Here is a 21328-nt window from a genome sequence, read left to right on the forward strand (position 1 = left end):
AATACAAAGTTGTTGTTGCTCAATGCATTTTTGCTTTGAACAGTATTGGTTTGAATCAACCATAGGAAGGAAAAATACAGGGTGTAAGGTCATGTCCAAAAATCAGAGAAGTTTTGGCCAAGGGCATATATTTTTATTATTCTAATATAAGGAGGAATTTCATGAATGGTTTAGGTGGCTTAAATAAAACCCCAAATGGCGTTGTTGTGGGCTTAGTTCAACTTGATCTCCCCATGATCCATTCGAAAGAAGATCTTCAACAACAAACACAAAAAGTTTGTGACATGATGGAAAAAGCAAAACAATTTATTGCCCCCATTGATCTTGTTGTTTTTCCAGAATATATGCTTCACGGACTCTCTATGGATACGAGCAAAGAATTAATGTGTAGCGTTGACGGCCCTGAAGTTCAGCAACTACAGGAAAGTTGTCGTCGAACTAATCAATGGGCCTGTTTTTCCATTATGGAAGTGAATCCAGATGGAAATCCATACAACACCGGTCTTATTATTGATAATCATGGTGTCATTCAATTACACTATCGCAAGCTGCACCCCTGGGTACCTGCAGAGCCTTGGGAACCAGGAGACACCGGTCTGCCTGTTTGCCAGGGCCCCAATGGCAGTGTGTTAGGTCTCGCCATTTGCCATGATGGAATGTTTCCAGAGGTAAGTCGAGAATTGGCCTATAAAGGCGCTAATGTTATTTTACGAACAGCCGGTTACACTCCTCCAATTCAACAATCCTGGGAAATTACGAATCGAGCTAACGCCTTTACTAACTTGGCTTTTACTGCTTCGGTGGCTATGTGCGGGACGGACGGGGTCAATGATTCAATGGGAGACGCAATGATCGTCGATTTCGAAGGCACCGTCACCACGCAGGGGGGAAATCGGGCAGATGAGATTATCACCGGAGAGATTCGTCCTGATTTAGCCCAAGAAGCTCGTGTCCACTGGGGCGTGGAAAACAATATCTATCAATTAGGCCATCGTGGGTACGTGGCCGTGGAGCAAGGATTGACCGATGCCCCTTATACGTACATGAACGATTTAAAAAACGGTACGTATCGATTGCCATGGGAAAACGACGTGCAGCATACGGATGGCAGTCGTTATGGTTTTCCTTCTCCACGAAGCTATTAGCCATTGCTTTATCGTCAGGCCCAACGAGAAGCAACGTCGCTGAGGACCAAGCAGTTCTTAGCATAGGCCTCAGCGATCTTTAAATTTTCACCCACGCGAAAAATATTTGGTCATTGAAAAATTGTTCGGGCAAAGCTTTTATGGATTAATTATGTGTAGCCTTGCCCACTCTCCGGGTATAAAAGGAAAGAATGATTAATACATTGAGGAGGAAAAGCGAATGGTACAAGTACGACAGTTTGATCCAAAGGTACAAAAACTGATTGATGGGCTCAATGTTGATTTGGCGAACGAATACGCCTCCGCCATCATGTACACGAATTACGCGGCGGTAGTTTCGGGGATTCACACCCCAATGCTGCGGAGTTTTTTCGAAGCCGAGATTGGGGATGAACAAGGGCACGCTCAATATCTAGCCGCCAAGATTCGAACGCTCGGCGGAACACCGGTAACAGAACCCGCAGCCGTTCAACAAACTTTTAACGTTCAAGAGATGTTGGAAGCCGCTCGAGACGCCGAAGCAGCGACCATTGATCGGTATATGGAACGTCGACAACAGGCGGAAGAATTAGGAATGATCGAACTCCAAAATCAATTGGACGATCTGATTGATGATGAAACCGGCCATAAAGAACAAATCGAACGAATGCTTGAAGATTTCCGGAGCTCTTAATTCTTTTCGTAAGAAAAACGAAAGATAGTAATCGAGTCCCCGTTTCGAACTTCTCATAGTAAATGCAGGAAAATAACATTGTTGGTCTTCTATAGCTTTCTATAGCAAACGACAATATCATCAACGTATTCTCATATGTACCCTTGTAAAATTAAAGGTGAAAAAGAACGTCAAGTCTGTGCCGACTTGGCGTTTTTTCATCATCATATCCATTACTTCTAACAATCCCCCTGCCAGATTTAGTTTCACGGTTAAAAGGCCAAAAAGTAGACAGGATCTAACTTTCACGACGGGCGATGCTACGTTCCATAGTGATGATATCACCCGCTTTTCTTGAACGTGCCTTCCAAGCTTAACGTTGATATTCTTCCTATTCTTCGTTTCATTGTAATCTTTATATATGCGCAACCTACATCGCTGCGCTCTCCATCCAGGTAGCACCACCCCCTATTTATGATGTCTAATTAACTCAAGAACTTCTTGTCGTGCTGCTAGCTCCTGAGCAAAATGGCCTCGAACGGCAGAAGTGACGGTTACAGCGCCCGGTTTTTTAACGCCTCTCATAGCCATACACAGGTGTTCCGCTTCTAAAATCACCATGACCCCGTGTGGTTGGAGTACCGACATGATATTGTTAGCGATGGTGTAGGTCATTCGTTCTTGGAGCTGGGGCTTCTGAGCGACCGCTTCAACAGTTCTTGCGAGTTTGCTAAGCCCCGTAACCTCTCCCTCTTTCGGAATGTAAGCCACGTGCGCTTGGCCAAAGAATGGAACAAGATGGTGTTCACATACGGAAAAAAAAGAGATGTCTTTCACGAGCACTAGTTCTTCGTGATCGTCAGTAAAGCTTGTTTCCAAATAGGTATGAGAGGGTTTATTTAAACCCGAAAAGATTTCCTTATAAAAACGAGCGACCCGGTCCGGAGTTTCCAACAGGCCTTCCCGCCGGGGGTCCTCCCCTATCCCTTCAAGTAGTAATTGGACGCCTTGTTTAATTTTTTCGTGATCAAAGCTGTTCATACAACCACTTTCCTTTCGTACCCCTTTATACAATCCTTCAGGTATCATTGTAAAATAACATACGTTTAGTGGTAACACAAAACCATAATAATGCTTGGAACGAAGTTTTTCATACTAATGCTTAACGAACCTTCGGGAGGTTTATGTAAAAGAGAACATATCGGTTAAGCACAATTTTCTACTTTTCCTCCAGGATATTTTCCGCAACAGTCACTATTAGAGTCTGGCGGTTGAAGATACTTAACTAACGTTCTATTAGGCAAGTAGCTTTATGCAAATATACATACAAATAGGCTAGCTTCTTTTCAAGAAGCCAGCCTGGATTGCATTGTTCTATTTTAAGAGCTCGTCTGGGTTTCGATCACCCTGAACCATTAACAATACTTTGCCCTCATCGAGCTCGTCTTCCAGATCTTCTGCTTCCTGACTGTTGAAACCAAGTTCTTGCAGTTTATAGCGCAACTCGTCTCCTTTTTTGGAGAAACGATTTGCCGAATCAACATTAAGCTCATCATCGGTAGGTTCGTTAGCATGCACACTACCCGCAATTCGATCCGTCCGGTCGTCGTCATGGCTCATGACGTACATATCGTTGCGATCAATGCCTTTATTCGCCAGTGTTTGCACATCGTGCTGAATTTGTTCGTCGTTCGTGTATTCGCGTACATAGGGTTTCATCGTCAAATAGCCTCCTCAAAGATAATATCTTCGCTGGTCCGGGAACGCATACGCGTCAAACCTCCCTAAGGGTAATCCTTAATCAACGTCTTGATTTTAATACTCATTCGGTTTCGTCATTAATCGTTATTTCTTAAGACTTGGTTATTCATAGGATGATATTACGTAGCGTATTTGGTGCCATGTTTTTGATTCCATTGCTTGTAGACGTCTACACCTGCTTGAAGAAAGTGCTTCTGCACGGGCAGCCGCCGTTCATCCATAGGTTTGCAGTATTCTTCGTAAAAATTATCTAACTCAAAATATTTGCGATCGTCCCGGTAGAAAGGTTCGTATTCTTCTCTTGAGACCACGTATACAACGTTTTCGGGACTACAGTAATAAATGGCCCCTAAACACATGGGACAAGGGCTAGCCAAAATGTAAATCGTGCAATCTGTTAAATGCTCGGTCTGTTCTTTTTGACAGGCCTCCCGAATCGCCAATATTTCGGCATGGGCGGTCGGATCATCCGTTTGAGCCGCTTGATTAGTACTTTCAGCCACAAGCTTGTCACCCTTCATAATGACACAAGCAAAAGGACGGCCTCCGCGTTCGACATTTTGTTCGGCTAATTGGATTGTTCGATGAATAGGATCCATGGTGCTCCTCTCCTTTGTTTATCAATTGAAAACCTTTCAAAGCTCAAGTTCTTATACCCTGTAGACTTCTCATTTACGCCTCTGATAGAAAACAATCGCAAATACTTCTCCGAGAAGTTAACTTTTTGATTGCAGAGGAAGCCGCTTAGAAGCACATTTTAAGATTGGTATACCCTTGGTTACTTTCTAAACCGAGTGCTGTCGTAATTGCTTAAAACATTCAAAGCAATACAGACGCCCACCTTCATGTACACCTTCAAAGAAACCATCCCTGCAGTAGATCTCTTTACCACAAACGCTGCACTGCCCCAGGTACTCTTCCATCATTATCCCTCCTCATAAGGATCCTTCGGCTGGTAATCTAGGGGCCCTTTAAAACTCGGACGTGATTATACGTTTCTCTCTTCGCAGCAAAATATTATAGAAACACCGTTTTTCGCTTTATAAAGAGTACTGTATCGTCGTCGTGCAAGCCATCTTTTACCCCCTCCCGTTAGCAATATGCTTGTAATGACTCTTTTAAGAGGCATTGTTTTCTATCAGGGAAGCTAACAATACCTTAAACATCATGGCTCTGACGATTCTTGCTAGTCCCCCTCTTGTTATTCCCTTTATTACTAACTACAAAAAAGGCCAATGATATTACACCTAATACAGCCATGGTCAAAAACGCATTTCTCGTGCCTTCGTATAAATGATCCTGCCCCTGACTGGAAACCGTTACAATAGTCGTCAACGCTGTTACCCCAATCGCCATGGCAAATTGACGAAGAGCATTAATCACCGCTGTCCCATGAGGCATGATAGAAGCTGGTAAATGGTTCATCGCAAATGCCACCTGAGGCATCATAGTGATGCTGATACCTAACATGAAAAACATGAATGCAACAGTGACGGTGAGAAAGGAGGTCGTTGGCTGAAACAAACTAAACATCACGACCGAAATCAAAAGAGGAACGAAACCCACGCCAATCACCTTTCTGCCGTAACGATCATATAAAAGGCCACTAATCCAAGAAAATAAAGCCAGCAGGAACGTCCCTGGCATCAGAATCATGCCCGAGGTAAAAGCAGATAGTCCCTGAACACTTTGGGCAAATAATGGGATTAACGTTTCTGCGGAGAGTAATAACAACGAGATCAAAAATATCGACAGAGTAGCGAATAAAAACGGACCATAAGCAAAGACCTTTATATTAAGTAAAGGAATGGAAAGACGGAGTTGGCGATACCCGAACCATACAAACGCCCCGGCGCCTAAACCGATCGTACCTATGACCCGCAAGTCCTCGAAGGAATACATATTAATCATACTTACACCTAACAAGAAGGCGACAAAACCGATACTTGATAGGATAAACGAAAACACGTCGAATTGAGCTGCTTTTGTTTCTGTTATATTTTGGATAAACAAATAAGTAATAACTATTAACCCTACAAGCGGGAGCAAAATCATCCAAAACAATATGCGCCAGTCCCAGAGATCAATGATCAAACCGGACATTGCCGGCCCTATCGCCGGCGCTACGTTCATGACCAATCCTAAAATACCCATGGCCTGGCCGCGTTTCTCCGATGAATAAACCAATAGAAGAACCGTTTGGGCCAGCGGGAGCATAATGCCAGCGCCAATTGCTTGAATAATCCGTGCCACGACTAATAGTAGAAAGGACGGCGCCAAAATACCGGCCACCGTTCCCACCAAAAAACAAGCAAGAGACACTAATACCAAGAATCGGAGCGTAAAGCGATCCACGAAATAGCCATTAATAGGAATCATGATGGCCGCCGTCAGTAAAAAAGCAGTGGTTAACCATTGAACTTCGGTAGCATTAACCTGAAATTCCTGCATGATGGTAGGGAAAGCTGTGATCAGCAAAAATTGGTTAAGCAAGAAAAGAAAATTGATACTAACAACCGTCCATACGGTCCATTTCTGTTGTTTCATAATACACCTCAAACTATTGCTCATATTCAGTCTAATATATTATATACTTTGCGCAAAGTATATAATATATGTTAATTTTAATGGAAACAAGACGAAAGGAGAAGTCCTATGTACCCCGACCTTGAAGGAAAAGTTGTATTTATTACCGGCGGAGCTAATGGCATTGGCAAAGCCATTGGTGAAGCCTATGGACAAGCAAAAGCTAACATCGTGTTGGCCGACATCAATGAGCAGGCCTTACAGAAAACACAAGAAGCATTTGCCCAAACATACGGCCCATCGATGATTCAGACTCTCCCAATGAATTCGACCGTCGAGAACGATGTGCAGCACGCTATCACTAACGCTTATAAGCATTTTGGCGGTATCGATATTCTGATTAATAATGCCGGCGTTATGGATAACATGGAGGCCGCAGACCGTGTTCCCGACGATACATGGGAGCACGTCTTCAATGTTAACGTGACAGGCACGATGCGTGTGACCAGAAAAATGCTGGAGCTGTTCCAACAGCAGCAACAAGGCGTAATCGTAAATATGGCTTCGATTACAGGACTTACTGGAGGCCGAGGCGGCTTAGCCTACACGGCTTCCAAGCATGCTGTGGTCGGCATGACTAAAAATATAGCAGCCCATTATGCTGATCAACATATACGAGCTAATGCCATTGCTCCCAGTCAAGTGCCCACAGCTATCACCCAAAGCGGAAAAACTCCAGATACCTACGGAATGAAAGCAGCTACCAAAGGATTGAATCTAATGCCACGAGCAGGCACCTCGGAGGAGATCGCTCATATTGCTTTATTTTTAGGATCGGAACATGCTTCATTTCTTAATGGAGCAGTTATTCCAGCGGATGGAGGCTGGTCTGCCTATTAGAGCTTACCCTCCTCAAGTACTTGCTGTACTCTTCCTAACCAATTTTTTTGAAATTGGTGGTGAGAAATATAATGATCCGCTATTAGTTCAGGTATAGAACCTTTTAACTTGTTGTGTTGTCGCTCAACCATTTCCAGTTCTTCGATCCACGTTTGAATCGCTTGTTTCACCGGCTCTATAGGAACAAGATGAATATACAATAAGGCTGGATATAACGCCTTTGCCTCATCTCGTCGTTGCTGAAACACCTCGAGAATACTCTTTTGCAGATGTTCGAATCCAGCCGCAGTTATTTGATAAATGGTTCGGCTCGGCCGCTTGTTGTTTTTCTCGTTTTTCACGGCTTGAATGTATTCGTGTTTTCGTAGCTGCCGGGTAGCATGATAAAGATTGCCATCTGTGAGGGAGAAAATTTGGTCCCATCCATGTTGTTGCAACCGTTGTTTCATTTCATAGGGATGAGAGGGGTTATTCTCTAAAAGCCCCAAAATAAGAATTTTTATTGCCATTGATGTTGCTCTCCTTTTCGTTTGTTCATATCTTGTTATACTGAATTCTATTGGGAAAGGATCAACCGAAAAACTAATGACGAGCCAAAGAATGTTTAACGGTGCTTTTAAACTATCATAAAACGATGATACATGAAGGAGAAGGTACAATGGAACGTTTTGCTAATAAAGTAGTTATGATTACAGGCGGAGCTTCGGGCATGGGAAAAGAAATGGCTTTCATGTTTCAGGCCGAAGGAGCTACAGTCATCGCGGCAGACGTGAGTGAGCAGAGGCTGAACGACTTATCCAAAGAAGGAATTGACGCTAGATATGTAGATGTTTCCAACGAAGAACACTGGCGGCAATTAGCTGATGACGTTTATCAAAAGTATCAGCGCATTGATGTCCTAGTTAATAACGCTGGTATTTCTAGTGAGAAAACCATCGAAGAAATAGAAGCAGCTGATTGGGAAACAATGATGAACATCAATGGCTTCGGCGCTTTTGCCGGAATGAAACACGTGGTCCCTTATATGAAAAAACATCAAGAAGGCGCCGTCGTGAACATTTCTAGTTACACCGCTCAGGTCGGCATGGGACTGAATGTTTACACTGCTTCTAAAGGAGCGGTACGAGCCATCTCTCGGGCTGCCAGTGTGCAGTATGGCCCCAGTGGTATTCGTGTCAATGCCGTATTCCCCGGGGTAATTGAAACGCCGATGACGAAAGGATTGCAGGAATCTCAAGAAACGCTTCAACGACTGGTGGGAGCAACTCCCCTTGGACGTTTAGGCAAACCAAGAGAAGTCGGCCAAGCGGTCTTGTTCTTAGCTTCGGAGGAAGCTAGCTTTATTACCGGGGCTGAACTGGTCATTGATGGTGGCTTCACATCCCAATAATTCCCTTTATTCTGTTCCAATTACATTAAATATATTAGAGTTAACATATGTTTTCTTTTGTCAGTACGTGGCTAGCACTAAAAGCAACCGGCGGATCCTTGCGAGCCATCGGTTGCTTTTATAATTTATGCTATTTAATGAATGCTATTAAAATAAATCGAAATTATAACAACAGTTGATTGATTAAAGGAACGATTAACAGTAAACGGATCACATCATTAGGCTTCTAAAATTATAAAAACAACGATCTTCTTATTATTAAACTGACTCCTTTTAAATAGAAATGAGAGCAAGTAAAACTTTTAAGCGGCTTATTCCAGTAATCCAACAGGGATAAGCCGTTTAAATATTCCTGGTATTGCTAGTAGTCGCAAAATTCAATATAGCGATGAGTCGCTTCCGCTAGGTTGTTCTAAATGATATAAAACGAATCCGGCAGGTATTATTCCTCGGATTTCAGTAATTAAAAAAATTTTCATGGGGACCGTTATTTAAACCTCGGGATACCCCGAACAAGAACAAACCGCTGTTTACGCCGTAGCTTTCCACAACAGCCTAAAATTATAAATTTTCATAAGCCGGTACAGGCGTTTTAGTTGATCGACCGGCCAAGTTTACGGCTTGGATGTTGACCCCTCCGCCAGTAGTTATACCCCCACTCCAAGCTCGAATGTTTTGCACGAGTATCGTCAGCGCCTTCTTAGGCTTTTCCTTAGTCGTGGGCGGCTGTTTCCGAGACTGACTATGGACTACCCGGAAAACTAAGATTTCATTTTGCGCATAAGTTTCCTATTGTTTAGCTTAATTTTGCCGTCAGCATCATGAAAAATGAACTTTAAATCTTGTCGTTGTATGAAGAATAGTAAGGTTGTGTGCGGCTTAACATTATTGAACCAATAACAACGATAACACCAATGATCATCGATATTGTTATGCTTTCATTCAAAAAAAACGAACCGAGAACTATCCCCACTAAGGGCACCAAATAGTTCGAAAAAGAAGCAAACACCGGTCCTTCTCTGTGAACTAGAAGCGTATACAACCAATACACGAGCCCTGTTTGAAAAATACCTATGATGAATAAGGGGAGAAGATCCGCTGGATAGAGCCTTGGCCAAGAATTATCCATAACCAACACCGCTGGCCATAAGAGAATGACAGCGCACCATAAAATATTTCGCATGGACAGAACAACCGAGGTCGTCGGAAGATATTGCATCAAAATAAGGGCGCTAGCATAACTAACAGCAGCCATCAAAAGAGCTACCAGTCCAGCGGTTTCTCCAGAGAAGATTGTGGCGTCAGCATAACTAATACGGGGAATGAAAATAATCATGACTCCAATAAAACCAAGCATGACACCGAACGCTTGATTTCGATGTAACCGTTCTCGAAATAATAGCCATACAATCAACACCGTCCATAAAGGGGTGGTCCCAATAAGAATAGAGGCTAGGCTACTATTCACCTGGTTTTGACCCCAGGCAACTAAAAAGAAAGGTAATACCGCTTCTAGCAAGGCGATAACAACATATAAAGTATAACGACGCCAGCGAAAGCCTGTTTTCACTGGAGCTGAAGAATGAGGGAGAAGTATTGCAAGTAACGTTAACGTGCATGCTCCTATCGTCGAACGAATTGCCGCCAAGGCCATCGGCTCCACCGTGTCTAATACTTGTTCGGCGAAATAAAATTGGGAACCCCACATGAGACTAATGCCCAATAAAAAAAGATATTTTTTCATTGTTTTGAGCCTTTCCAGTTTGATTATTGAAATTTTTTAGGATCAACTTTAGGTGCTTTTCATAACATCATAAAAAATGCCAAGATCGGACCCTTCTATCCTTAGCTAAATTTAAAGGCATTTAGCATCCGTTGATGTACGCCCCTTACCTATTCTATTAAAGTCGAAAAAGTTGATTCGTACATATATCATTATAATAACATAAGACCATTTACCAAAGGACATGGCAACAGTCTAGCGAGAGTTCGTATCGTGCCCGCATAGGCGTTTTTTCCTTTGTTGGGATCACTTTAAATTTAGTAGAGACTTGCCTCCCCCTACCATGAGTACTCAAAAACTGAGGAATAGTCATTATTAACTTATACATTTGCTCAGATAAGTCATAATAATTTTTATACTATACAATAAAATGAACATTTCTATTCGCCCCGGATAAAATTTCACAACCATTTTTCGTAATCACAAGGTCTTCTTCCAGAATGAAAGCCCCAAGCTCATTGACTATTCCTGGCTCTAAATTAATAATCATTCCTTCCTCTAAAATGGCGTTGTCCTCTTTCATAATAGACGGAGGCTCAGTACTCATGAGACCCATGCCATGTCCCAGCCGGCCACACTCAAAATTGGTGGAAATACCTGCTTTTTTTATTTCAGCAGTACATATATCTACTACCTCCGTCACAGGCACCCCCGGGCTTATATGTTCTATGGTATTCATGGTTACTTCATGTATTTTGTCTTGATAAAAATTGCGCTGCTCATCTTTCTTGCCCAAAAAACCTGTACGGCTGAAATCTGACCAGTACCCATTGTATTTGGCTCCAAGATCTAAAAAAATAAAGTCTCCCTTGGAAAGCGCACGTTCGGTTGCTGTTTTGCTTAAACGATCGTAATTACCTGCACCTGAAGTGATCAGAACAAACCCTGGATAGTCTGCTCCTCCATCTAACATATATTGTTGGGCCAAACGAGCTATTTCCCATTCTGTCATTCCTGGTTGAATAGCAGCGAAGGTTTGCTCATGGGCGTAACTTGTGGCATCACAGGCTCGTTTTATGCAATTAATTTCTTTTTCTGACTTTATCATTCTTTGACTCCATATCAGTTTAGAAGCATCAAAAAATGTCGCTTGAGGTAAATTCTTTTTTAACGCTTCATACACATTTACATTAAAACCAATCAATTGTTCCTTCCCTTTTTCAACGCCAACTTTCCCCTTTGCCATATCTAATTCCTGCATGATCCCTGCCAATTCCGATTCTATGGCACTAAATAAATTTTCATAATAGCGGACCTCGCATCCTTTGGCGATCATTTTCGCCTCTGGGTATTGAAATACATGAACATAGAGAATTGGAAGACCCGTGTGACCTATAAATAGAAATATCGGCCTAGCCATAGTACTCCAGGGCGCATGAGTTCGGAAGTCAGAGTAGTAATTAATATTAGGTTCTGCGGAAAGGATAAGACCGGTGTATTCTTCTTGTTTCAACCTTTTTTGACAATTGAGTACTCGTTGACGAATGTCGGTTTCTGTAAAGTTTAGTTCCTCCATATAGTCCATGCTTCCCTTCCTTAACAATCACTCGATTATTCAGAACCTTGAGTTTGGCGAATCCTTTGTAAGCTATTTTCCCAATTAGCGCTCACCGTTTTTTTAATTGAAGTTTTATCATGACTTTTCAAGGCCTCAATTATTCTTTCATGTTCGTCATAAGATTCAAGACTATTATCCACCTCACTAAAATAATGAATTTCCATGCGTTGCACTTTTGTTTTTAAATTTGTTAGTAATTTAGTTAGTTCCGGGTTTGCTGCTAACTCTACAATGGTATGGTGGAAATCATTATCTGCTTGTAGAGCAGCAAACTTATCTCCACTTTTAATCTTTATTTTAAAATCTTCATTTTGCATTTTAAGTTTTTCAATGGTTTCGGCAGAGAAATAATTGAACCCTTGTTCAATGGCTAAGTTTTCTAATGATTGGACAATAGGATAAATGTGCTCAGCTTCTTCAAGGTTAATAGAGGCCACTAAAGTCCAACGGTTAGCATAAGTAACAACCAACCCCTCATCTTCTAACCGCAGTAAAGCCTCTCTGACCGGTGTACGACTAATTCCTAACATGTCAGAAAGCTCCTGGTCTCTAAGCTTAAAACCAGGCTCAAGCTTTCCAATCATAATCCATTCACGAAGAATACTGTATGCTTCATCTCGCATAAATGTGCGTTTTATCTTCATTCCTTCATTCTTCACCATTTTTTAATGCACTCCTATTATTAGACATGACGTAGTATGAGCGATTACGCAACGAATGAGCCAGTCTTCACTAAAAACTTCAGCAACTAGATTTATTTCAAAAAACGTTTAGCTGTATCCACCAAGACTCGTTGAATTTGAAGCATAGAATCAAATTCGACCCATTCAACGGGTTCGTGCAAACCATAACCAATAGGGCCCAAATTGATAGAAGGAATATCCCGTTGTTGAAAAACAGCTGCGTCTGTCCAGAAATCCCATCCTACTACCTCTGGTTTCTCTCCTATTAATTCTTGAAAAGACGAAGAAGCTGTTTGAACAATGAAGTCATCTAAAGAGCATACAGATGGTTTTCGTTCAAATACCCAATTGATATGAGCCCATTCCTCCACGTCTTTTATTACGCTTTCTATTTCATTGGTGGTGTGTTGATATTCTTCCGATGGCAGTGTTCTTCGTTCAAAATGCATCTCACTAGTGGCAGCATAGGTGGATATTTCAGTTCCTCCATCAATAAGGCTTACATGCATAGAGGCCGGCCCTAATAAATCATGCGTTTTATTGCGTAATATACTCTTATCAAATTGATCCAGGGCTGTAATAATAGGCCCCATTTTCGTGATAGCACTTTGCCCTAAATCCCACCTGCTTCCGTGAGCACTCTTTCCATGTGTAGTAACTTTCCCCCACAAAAAGCCTTTGTGTGCAGCTACCAGCTTCATATCCGTAGGTTCTGTGATAATGCATGCATCAGCATTATATTTCGATACAAAATGCTCTGCTCCGATGCTTTTGTACTCTTCATCACAAACTAAGGCCACGATTAATTTACCATTTATATTTCCTTCTTCGGCTATGTCAACAGCTGCGCCCATAATCGCCGCTATACCAGCTTTCATATCACAGCTCCCTCTCCCGTAAACACGTCCTGCCTCTAATCTTGGATCAAAGGGATCGATTTCCATTCCCATAGCGCTAACTGTGTCTAAGTGGGCACACAAACACAATGTAGGCCCATCATCTTCACCCACTTCTGCAACAACATTAGGACGTGAACCTTCTATATATTCCAAGCGAGCTTTTATGTCATTGGCGGTCAACCAATCTACAATATATATTGCAATCTTTTCTTCATTATAACCTTCCTGCGGGCATAAACCGGGGTTAACAGACGGAATTTGTATTAATTCTTGCAATAAACGTAATATTTTCTCGCTGGTCATCTGGCTCCTCCTTTAAATCATAAGGACATTCAACAATTTGACGGCGCAAAGTGATTATGAAAAAGAAACGCCCTTTCAGGTATAAAGACAATGGCCATGTTTCCGGATAAAAGGACGATATTTAGAAAAAGTTATTGGCTGTTTCTCAAAACCGATCAATATTTTTAATAATGGCAGAAGTAGTCTTAAAATTATTAGATGCACTCATTTGGAAAACAACCATTCCAGACGATGTTCCTGTAATGCTGTTGATCTGTATCACCTTCGGTGCTGATAATTAACACTCTGGCATTCTGATCCAGGTTAATCGCTTCGCATGTTTTATCTCGTTCCTTCGTGCGCAAGCGATACAGTAATCCAAGTGGTACCGCCCCTGATTCTCCTGAAATAATTCGTGGGTCACCCTGAAGGGGATTACCTAAAATCCTCATCCCTAAAGCTGCGATGCTGTCACCACATGAATACGAAGCAGCAGCATAGTGGCTCAAGAGCCGGAACGCAATACTGCTCGGCTCTCCGCAAGCCAAACCAGCCATGATGGTATCCATTTCTCCTTCTACTATTTCCATTTCATTATGAGTATTTAAAAAAGAACGATAATAGCATTCTGCTTTGTCCGGTTCCACCACAATAATTTTAGGCGCTTGACCTTGATAATGTTGCTTCAAATAGCTTGCAATCCCTGCAGCAAATGAACCCACACCTGCTTGAAGGAAAACATGGGTGGGTGCTGGATCATCTGTTTTATCCATTTCTTGGACAATTTCATGTGCTATCGACGCGTAGCCCTGCATGATCCAGAGAGGGATTTTCTCGTAACCTTCCCATGCCGTATCTTGAACCATTACCCAATCGTTTTCTTTCGCCAGTCTTGCAGCCATTCGTACAGTTGCATCGTAATTTAACTCTGTTATTTCAGCAAATGCTCCTTCATTTTGAATAGCCTCCAATCGAGATGGCTGCGATCCTTTGGGCATATATATGGCAGCTTCCTGGCCTAATTCTCTAGCTGCCCACGCCAATCCGCGTCCGTGATTCCCGTCTGTCGCCGTAATAAATGTAATGTCTCCAAGGGCATTTCTTGTTTCTGCTGATTGCAGCTCTTCAAAGGAAAGGTTATCAACATCTTTATCTAAAAGCTCAGCTAAATATTTAGCGACGGCATAAATGCCTCCCATGACTTTAAAAGCATTTAAGCCAAAACGTGTCGATTCATCTTTCACTTTGATATCTTTTACACCAAGATAGTTTGCCAGATGGCGTAACGAATAAAGCGGAGTGTTTGTATATTTTTTATGAGTTTGTTGGAATCGCCAGACTTTGCCGATTTTCTCTGCAGAAAAATAAGCCGAGTCTTCATGTGTAGTGGAAGAAACATTTTTATTTGTTACGTACGAATACGCTTCGGTCGTTTTTTTCATGTTATTCGCTCCTGATCGATATAACTTAAGTGTATGTATAATGTAATATATCACATGTAATATTTTTTTCAACTACTAGTAACATATAAATTACTCATACTATTCATACTTTAAACTATTACAAAAACGTTTTAGTTTATGTAATAGTTTAAATAAAAGTTCTTACTATTTAAGTAATCAATAATTTTAAGTCACCTCCAATACAACTCATTAAATTTCTAATCCCCCGTTAGATCTGCTCAAAGGACTACAATAAAAGGCACAATAATTAAATGTTTAAGTAAACATAAACATAACAGTTTTATTAATTTGTTAAGTTTACTTTTATATTTTAATTATTGTTATCTAATATCAAAAGTTAAAGTGTATCAATTCTTTGGAAAACTATTTCTTAAAATTGACTCCTCAATGTGTAATAGTTATTAGCATTACATACATTTTACGATTGGTCTTTAAGTTTAAATTCAGTTTGTTCTTCGAAAAAAAAAAATAAAATATTATTATACTTATGCAAAATTCATTAAAACTGAAACATTTACATAAATGTAATAACAAATTTAAACATTTATAACTTTTAAACTCCTCAATGTGTAATAGTTAGAGACATATAATTCACAAAATTGCACTCCTCTTTTTGTAATAGTTGGACTCCCTAATGTGTAATAGTTACTCCTCGATGTGTAATAGTTCACTCCCCTAATTGTAATAGTTCACTCCTCAATGTGTAATAGTTAGACTCCCTTAATTGTAATAGTTCACTCCCCAATGTGTAATAGTTTACTCCTAAATGTGTAATAGTTCAAAATTGAAACCCTTAATACGAGAGGCGTGCAGAGCTCTCTAATTATTAATCATTGTAATTTAGTTGTTAAATAAATAAACGATGTAAACAACAAGGTGAAAATTTGAATAATGTTGTTTCATCGAATAACTATTACAAAAAGAGGAGTAGACAGAAGAGAGAAGCAGTAATTATAATTAACTTACTAATAACTGGGAGGAGTGAAGCGGCATGGTGAGCGAACAGATGAATTTACCTGGAGTCTCTGAAATATCGCCTGAGCATACAGTCACACAGTCCAACGATCTCATCATGTCCCGCCAGGATCTCACTATTCAAGAACGTCGGATCATTTATGCCTTTGCTTCGTTAATACATAAAGAAGATAACGATTTTAAAATACACAGAGTAAAAGTAAAAGATATTGCTGATATTCTGGGTATTCAGACCAAAAACTATTACCGAAAAGTGCAGAACATCGTGCTCGGTTTGCAACAGAAAGGCGCATATATCCAGAAAGAAAAATCGGAATTATACGTAAATTGGGTAGCGTCAAGCGAATATTTTCATGGTCAAGGATGCGTGGAGCTCGAATTTTCTCAAAAAATGAAACCTTACTTGTTAGAATTAAAACAACGCTTTACGCCATTCAAATTAAGGAACGTCCTTCGATTGCGAAGTGAATATTCTATGCGTATGTACGAGTTGTTAAAAAAAGACGAATTTCGCCACCAGGTGAGTTACTCCATTCCAGAACTTCGACAGCTATTAAATATCGAAGAAGGAAAATATGAACCTTATGCCAATTTCAAAAATCGTATTCTAAAAAAAGCCCAAGAGGAATTAGAAAATTACACAGATTTAACGTTTTCATATGTTGAAATCAAAGAAGGTAGAAAGGTAGCAGCTTTAACGTTTGCCATCCAACCCAATGACAAATACGTCGAAAATGCAATCGAAGAGAACGATAACAATGAAATCATTCAGTTGCTCATTACGTATGGAATTGACGAAAAACAAGCAAAAAAACTTTTGACCGAGCATGAAAAAGACAAAGTTATTCGAAACATCGAACACATTGCTTCTCAAAATGAAAACCAGTTTCATAATTTAGCCGGAGCGTTAATAGATGCCATACGGAAAGATTATGCAGCCAGCCAAACACTTCCCTTCGAATCATCAATTGCTGATATTGAATACGAAAAGAAGAGTCTTCCAGAACCTAAAATGGCGGAACTAATTGTAAAAGATCTTATTAAAAAGTACTCAGGAAATAATTCCGGCCCGATTCCAAAATGGATGGTTGAAGATGAATTAGAACGACGGTTAAATGAAGAAGGATATTCTAATGAGGAGCTCGAGACTGTAAAAAATCATTGGCTACCTTATTTAACAAAATAGATAATAAAGAAAGGCGTTCGGTATATTAATATGCTGAACGCCTTTCTCATACTTAAATACGGATCCTTGAAAAAACAATAACGTAAACTGAAACATTTCAGTTTACGTTATTGTTTACATGTTATCTGTTTTGTTTTATTTCTTTAATCAAGTTTTCTAAAGCGTAATTGATAGCTTGCGTTTTAAAGCCTTTGCCTTGGCCTTCTGCAAGACGATTAAATTCTTCAAGCAAATCTTTCCGAATTAAAAATGTTCCCCGTTTATGGGTGTCTTCAACCTTTTCCTTTTTTTGACCAAAGTTAGACCAGAAAGTTTCCTCTGAATTTTCTTTCTCACCAGAGGTGTCATTTTGCTCCCCGCTTGCTTCATCTTTATCCGATGTTTCTTGGTCGTCAAAAAACATATTAGCTGGAGAAGGTCTTTGTTTACGCTGTGTCATGTTTTCAAGTACTTTATCTGTTCCTTTATTGGTTTGTTTTTTCGCTTCTGACACGATCCATCAACTCCTTTACAAATGATTTATGATAACTGAATGCTTGATTGGATTCTGAGTTATTGACGAGACCGTAAATAGGAAGCCGTCCCGTTGTCGCTCGTCGGTGAATAACCGTATCAAAAACATAGTTCGGGTACTCGTTTTCAATTAATTGAATCATTGCCTGGGAATCTACGCGCTTAGCATCAGCAAGGGTTCGCAGAATACCTGCAATTTCAAGATCTGGATTGAGCCGTTCTTTGGTTGTCAAAACGGTATCAATAAAGCGAGGAACTGCTGAATAACAAAATTTGCTAGTTTCGAACATGATCACCACGTGCGTAGAGGTACTCAGTGCATTGATCGTCTGCTCTGAAAGAGCGGGAGGAGTATCGATAATAATAAAATCATAAAACTTATGTACAGGCTCGAGAGTGTGGTGCAATGCAAGGGAACGATTGCCATCATACTCCTGATACAAAAACTGGCCAATGGTCGCCAAGTAATCGTCAGAAGGAAGTAGATGAAGGTTCTCGCTGATTCCTTTGATATATGGCCTGGCATCTTGCTCTTTGATTGCTTCTAAAACTGTTTCATTTTCAAATTCGGATAGGTCATCAATACCAGATATAAACTGTGTTAGATTGCCTTGGGAGTCCATATCTACACAAAGTACTTTGTAACCTGCTTCAGATAGCAGATAGGCAGTAACTCCAGATGTTAATGTTTTTCCTACGCCGCCTTTTTGTATGCCAAATGTGATCGTTGTCGTCATCGTGTCACCCCGCTTATGTAATTGTTTCTATTAAAAGTATACATAATATAAAATGTAAATGCCATAGTTTATTGAAATTTAAATGTATTCATAAACTTAAAAGTTTATGTTTCAGTTTAATGAAACATAATAGTATATTATTCAATAACGAACTTGATTATTAAATAAAAGAGTATCTAAGCTTTTTATAGAAGCAAGGAGTTAGATACTCACTTCTTTTATTTGTTTTTGTCTTTCTCAGATTGCTCCAATGCATATTGCAATAGGTAAATAATGGCTTGGGTACGAGTTTGAAATCCCTTATCTTGTTTAAATTTATCAATTCGATCTAATAATTCTTTAGGGTATCGCATATTTACAATTTGGGACAAAAGAAATTCCTCCTGCTTATTGTGTATCTTTTTAATACACGTTACAATTACTGTATATTATTATAATATACGATTATTCTCAACGAAACAATTTTTAAATTTCTAATTCCTACAATTTTTCTTATTAGTAGGGGCTTATAAAGATAGGGACTTATAAAGAAAGGAACTTATTGCTATTATTAGGAAATATATTAGTAAGTGAAGCTTCGATGAGACGTTTTATAAAAAATAATACATGAAAAAATCCCTGCTCATAGTATCCGGTTTGGCCGCCTAGGTACTATAAACAGAGATCTCTCTAAAAACATCTTGAAATTTAGCGTATCATAGAGATGAAAAATTTTGAACCTTTTGCTAAATTTTATATACTGTTTTTCAAAGTTTGTCATGAATAAATGTAAGAGAAGAACCTATACTTGCATTTTATTCCTCTTTCTAGGGAGTCTCTAGCAGGGATATCTAGAAGGAGGAATTTTGCATGGATACAGTAATTCAATTTGAGGGCACTATTTATGAAAATGGTTATGGACTAATAGCTCAAAGAGTTATGCGTGATAAAACACTTCCAAAACAATCAAAACTTATTTATTCTTATATGTGCTCGTTTGCTGGCACAAATGGGGATGGTGAAAGGACAGCCTTCCCTAGTGTCAGTCTGCAATGCGATGAATTAGGTATGTCAGAAGATACGTATTATAAGTGGCGTAAATACTTAGTTGATCGCGGGTATATTCGTATTACACGGCAACGTAAAGAAGGGGCAAAATTTGATCGAAATATATACTCTATTTTAGCTGTTCCAGTAGAGTCTAAAAAGGAAGAAAGTAACCCGTACCAAAAAATTGCGAATACGGATCCACACCCTAAAAAACCGAATACGGTTAATCCAAGTACCGATAATTTGGGCACTAACAGTAATAACTCAAACAATAATAGCTTTAATAAAAAGAAACAAAAAGAAACGAATTTTAAAGATTTTTCTCCCCAACAAAAATATAATGATAAAGAAAAGAATAAAGAAGAACTGTTAAAAGCTAGTTTAAAATCTGTACTCCCAAATAAAATCTTTTATGCGTTAGATAATTTTAGTGACTCTTATCAAGAATTATATGAGTGGATCGGCATTTTATTTAGATCGAAAAATCAAGTAGAAAAAGATAATGATCAATTAATTTTATTAGAGAATTATGAAGAAACCTTCTTCATAATTCTTCAAAACGCGATTAGAAATATAAAAACCAATGCTAAAGTTAATAAACCTAGCGATTACTTGTTTATCACGATCAAAAGTGAAATAGAAAAGCATATAGCTTCTCAAACAAGGCTGGACGCTATTAAGAATAAAGGAATGAATCAAGACGGAGGATTAGAAACATCTTTATTTGCCGACGAAAATTCTTCTTTAACTTTAGATACGGATAACAATTCAAATTTAGAAATAGAGAAAGCACATTTCAAGGCAATGTTGGCTGAAAGACGAGAAAATAAATAATCAGCTATTCTTTAATTAGATTTAATACTTAGTTAGGATGATTGAAATCATGATAGCAAAATGGATCGATAAATATGCTTTAAACCAACTTCACAAAGTTAAAAGTGAAAATTATCAATATGCTCCTCCCAGGCGGGTGCCAAGACAAGACGAACGAGAACAATTTTATGCTGCAACCGATCTTGATCTTTCATTTAACCTTCTTCCAAGCAAACATTATTTAGAGGGTACATTTCAAGCTCAAAGTGCGATCAAAGCAGAGCATAAAGAGAATCAAATTTTGTCTGGCGAAGCGTATATTCAACATGTGTCAGCTCCTAACATTGTCTTTGTCCACGGATGGCGAGCAGATTCACATGATCGTACAAAAAGTATTTTTCACGAGACGTTTCAAAAGCAAGGATGGAATATGTTTTATTATTGTATGCCATATCACTTAGAACGAGAGCCTGAAGCTTCCTCGTATAGTGGAGAAATGATGATTTCTGCTAATATTGCTCGAACAATTGATACAGTCCAGCAGACCATTCAAGAACTACGAGGTCTAATAAAGTGGCTGAAAACGTATCATGGGGGACCAGTCATTGTCGTTGGAATTAGTTTAGGTGGATTTATTTCTAATTTATTAGCTACATTGGAAGAAGAGATTGATGCTCTGATTTCTGTTTTCTATGCTAATCGTATGTCATACGCTATTTACCACACGCCGGCTGGCAAGTACATCAAACAGGATTTGAAAGATCATGGGGTAGAGTACGAAAATTTAGCGGAGTATTGGCGTATCATTGATCCAAGCGAAGCAACACCTAAAATATCTCAAGATAATATTTTACTTATGAGTGCAAAGCATGACCAATACGTAAGTAATCAGGATGCAAATAAATTATGGGAAACCTGGGGGCGACCGGCACGTTCGATATACAACAGCGGTCATGCAGGATTTGTTTTTAAAAAACGGGCTATTGCGAAAGAAACCAAGGCATTTATTCAAAAATCTTTAGGACCTCAATAA

Annotated in this window: 21 protein-coding genes; 7 read left to right on the forward strand and 14 right to left on the reverse strand. The window is 39.6% G+C overall.

Features of this window, described 5'->3' with window-relative positions; translation table 11 throughout:
- The first annotated feature begins 161 nt into the window (after positions 1-161).
- A complete protein-coding gene (locus tag CHL76_RS11885) occupies positions 162-1145 on the forward strand; it encodes a formamidase (RefSeq protein ID WP_094908669.1) in 984 nt (327 codons plus the stop codon).
- 220 nt (positions 1146-1365) lie between these two features.
- Positions 1366-1818, forward strand: coding sequence for a ferritin-like domain-containing protein (locus tag CHL76_RS11890; protein WP_094908670.1), 453 nt, complete (start codon positions 1366-1368; stop codon positions 1816-1818).
- Positions 1819-2265: 447 nt separating this feature from the next.
- On the opposite strand, the gene folE is transcribed toward CHL76_RS11890, so the two are convergent.
- From folE to CHL76_RS11915, 5 genes are all read right to left on the reverse strand, one after another.
- Positions 2266-2838 carry a GTP cyclohydrolase I FolE gene (folE, locus tag CHL76_RS11900; protein WP_094908672.1) on the reverse strand — a complete coding sequence of 191 codons (573 nt, stop codon included), beginning with the start codon at positions 2836-2838 and terminating at the stop codon, positions 2266-2268.
- 333 nt (positions 2839-3171) lie between these two features.
- Complete coding sequence (locus CHL76_RS11905; protein WP_094908673.1) at positions 3172-3516, reverse strand: YflT domain-containing protein; 345 nt, start codon at positions 3514-3516, stop codon at positions 3172-3174.
- A 161-nt stretch (positions 3517-3677) separates the two neighbouring features.
- On the reverse strand, positions 3678-4157 hold the full coding sequence (locus CHL76_RS11910; RefSeq protein ID WP_094908674.1) for a nucleoside deaminase: 480 nt from the start codon (positions 4155-4157) through the stop codon (positions 3678-3680).
- Positions 4158-4343: 186 nt separating this feature from the next.
- Complete coding sequence (locus tag CHL76_RS17205; RefSeq protein WP_179124000.1) at positions 4344-4481, reverse strand: hypothetical protein; 138 nt, start codon at positions 4479-4481, stop codon at positions 4344-4346.
- 235 nt (positions 4482-4716) lie between these two features.
- Positions 4717-6105 carry a DHA2 family efflux MFS transporter permease subunit gene (locus tag CHL76_RS11915; protein ID WP_158219172.1) on the reverse strand — a complete coding sequence of 463 codons (1389 nt, stop codon included), beginning with the start codon at positions 6103-6105 and terminating at the stop codon, positions 4717-4719.
- A gap of 108 nt (positions 6106-6213) precedes the next feature.
- Here CHL76_RS11915 and CHL76_RS11920 point away from each other — a divergent pair, with 108 nt between their 5' ends.
- On the forward strand, positions 6214-6984 hold the full coding sequence (locus tag CHL76_RS11920; protein WP_094908676.1) for an SDR family oxidoreductase: 771 nt from the start codon (positions 6214-6216) through the stop codon (positions 6982-6984).
- Here CHL76_RS11920 and CHL76_RS11925 read toward each other — a convergent pair.
- Positions 6981-7493, reverse strand: coding sequence for a PadR family transcriptional regulator (locus tag CHL76_RS11925; protein ID WP_094908677.1), 513 nt, complete (start codon positions 7491-7493; stop codon positions 6981-6983). The genes CHL76_RS11920 and CHL76_RS11925 overlap by 4 nt on opposite strands.
- Positions 7494-7642: 149 nt before the next feature.
- On the opposite strand from CHL76_RS11925, the gene CHL76_RS11930 reads away from it, so the two are divergent.
- Positions 7643-8374 carry an SDR family NAD(P)-dependent oxidoreductase gene (locus tag CHL76_RS11930; RefSeq protein WP_094908678.1) on the forward strand — a complete coding sequence of 244 codons (732 nt, stop codon included), beginning with the start codon at positions 7643-7645 and terminating at the stop codon, positions 8372-8374.
- Positions 8375-9209: 835 nt separating this feature from the next.
- Here the strand turns inward: CHL76_RS11930 and CHL76_RS11935 are convergent.
- The 5 genes from CHL76_RS11935 to dpaL all read right to left on the reverse strand — a co-directional run bounded on the left by CHL76_RS11935 (position 9210) and on the right by dpaL (position 15021).
- Positions 9210-10118, reverse strand: coding sequence for a DMT family transporter (locus tag CHL76_RS11935; protein ID WP_094908679.1), 909 nt, complete (start codon positions 10116-10118; stop codon positions 9210-9212).
- A gap of 397 nt (positions 10119-10515) precedes the next feature.
- Entirely contained in the window at positions 10516-11682 is a 1167-nt protein-coding gene (locus CHL76_RS11940) for a M24 family metallopeptidase (protein ID WP_094908680.1), read from the reverse strand.
- 26 nt (positions 11683-11708) lie between these two features.
- A complete protein-coding gene (locus CHL76_RS11945) occupies positions 11709-12377 on the reverse strand; it encodes a GntR family transcriptional regulator (RefSeq protein WP_233133392.1) in 669 nt (222 codons plus the stop codon).
- A 92-nt stretch (positions 12378-12469) separates the two neighbouring features.
- Positions 12470-13600, reverse strand: coding sequence for an ArgE/DapE family deacylase (locus CHL76_RS11950; RefSeq protein WP_094908681.1), 1131 nt, complete (start codon positions 13598-13600; stop codon positions 12470-12472).
- A gap of 194 nt (positions 13601-13794) precedes the next feature.
- Positions 13795-15021: a diaminopropionate ammonia-lyase gene (gene dpaL, locus CHL76_RS11955; protein WP_094908682.1), complete on the reverse strand. Its 1227-nt coding sequence runs from the start codon at positions 15019-15021 to the stop codon at positions 13795-13797.
- 1012 nt (positions 15022-16033) lie between these two features.
- Between dpaL and CHL76_RS11960 the strand changes: the two genes are divergently transcribed.
- Positions 16034-17203: a replication initiation protein gene (locus CHL76_RS11960; RefSeq protein ID WP_094908683.1), complete on the forward strand. Its 1170-nt coding sequence runs from the start codon at positions 16034-16036 to the stop codon at positions 17201-17203.
- A 121-nt stretch (positions 17204-17324) separates the two neighbouring features.
- Here the strand turns inward: CHL76_RS11960 and CHL76_RS11965 are convergent, their stop codons facing one another.
- The 3 genes from CHL76_RS11965 to CHL76_RS17210 all read right to left on the reverse strand — a co-directional run bounded on the left by CHL76_RS11965 (position 17325) and on the right by CHL76_RS17210 (position 18824).
- Positions 17325-17696 carry a hypothetical protein gene (locus tag CHL76_RS11965; protein ID WP_094908684.1) on the reverse strand — a complete coding sequence of 124 codons (372 nt, stop codon included), beginning with the start codon at positions 17694-17696 and terminating at the stop codon, positions 17325-17327.
- Entirely contained in the window at positions 17668-18453 is a 786-nt protein-coding gene (locus CHL76_RS11970) for a ParA family protein (protein WP_022795261.1), read from the reverse strand. Before CHL76_RS11970 ends, CHL76_RS11965 begins: the two co-directional genes overlap by 29 nt.
- A 218-nt stretch (positions 18454-18671) precedes the next feature.
- Positions 18672-18824, reverse strand: a complete 153-nt coding sequence (locus CHL76_RS17210) for a ribbon-helix-helix domain-containing protein (RefSeq protein WP_022795260.1) — start codon at positions 18822-18824, stop codon at positions 18672-18674.
- Positions 18825-19302: 478 nt separating this feature from the next.
- Between CHL76_RS17210 and CHL76_RS11975 the strand changes: the two genes are divergently transcribed.
- Together CHL76_RS11975 and CHL76_RS11980 are read left to right on the forward strand one after the other, a co-directional pair.
- Positions 19303-20316, forward strand: coding sequence for a helix-turn-helix domain-containing protein (locus tag CHL76_RS11975; protein ID WP_094908685.1), 1014 nt, complete (start codon positions 19303-19305; stop codon positions 20314-20316).
- Between the two features lie 49 nt (positions 20317-20365).
- Complete coding sequence (locus tag CHL76_RS11980) at positions 20366-21328, forward strand: alpha/beta hydrolase family protein (RefSeq protein WP_233133394.1); 963 nt, start codon at positions 20366-20368, stop codon at positions 21326-21328.

The organism is Marinococcus halophilus, from assembly GCF_002265875.1.
Classification (GTDB): domain Bacteria; phylum Bacillota; class Bacilli; order Bacillales; family Marinococcaceae; genus Marinococcus; species Marinococcus halophilus.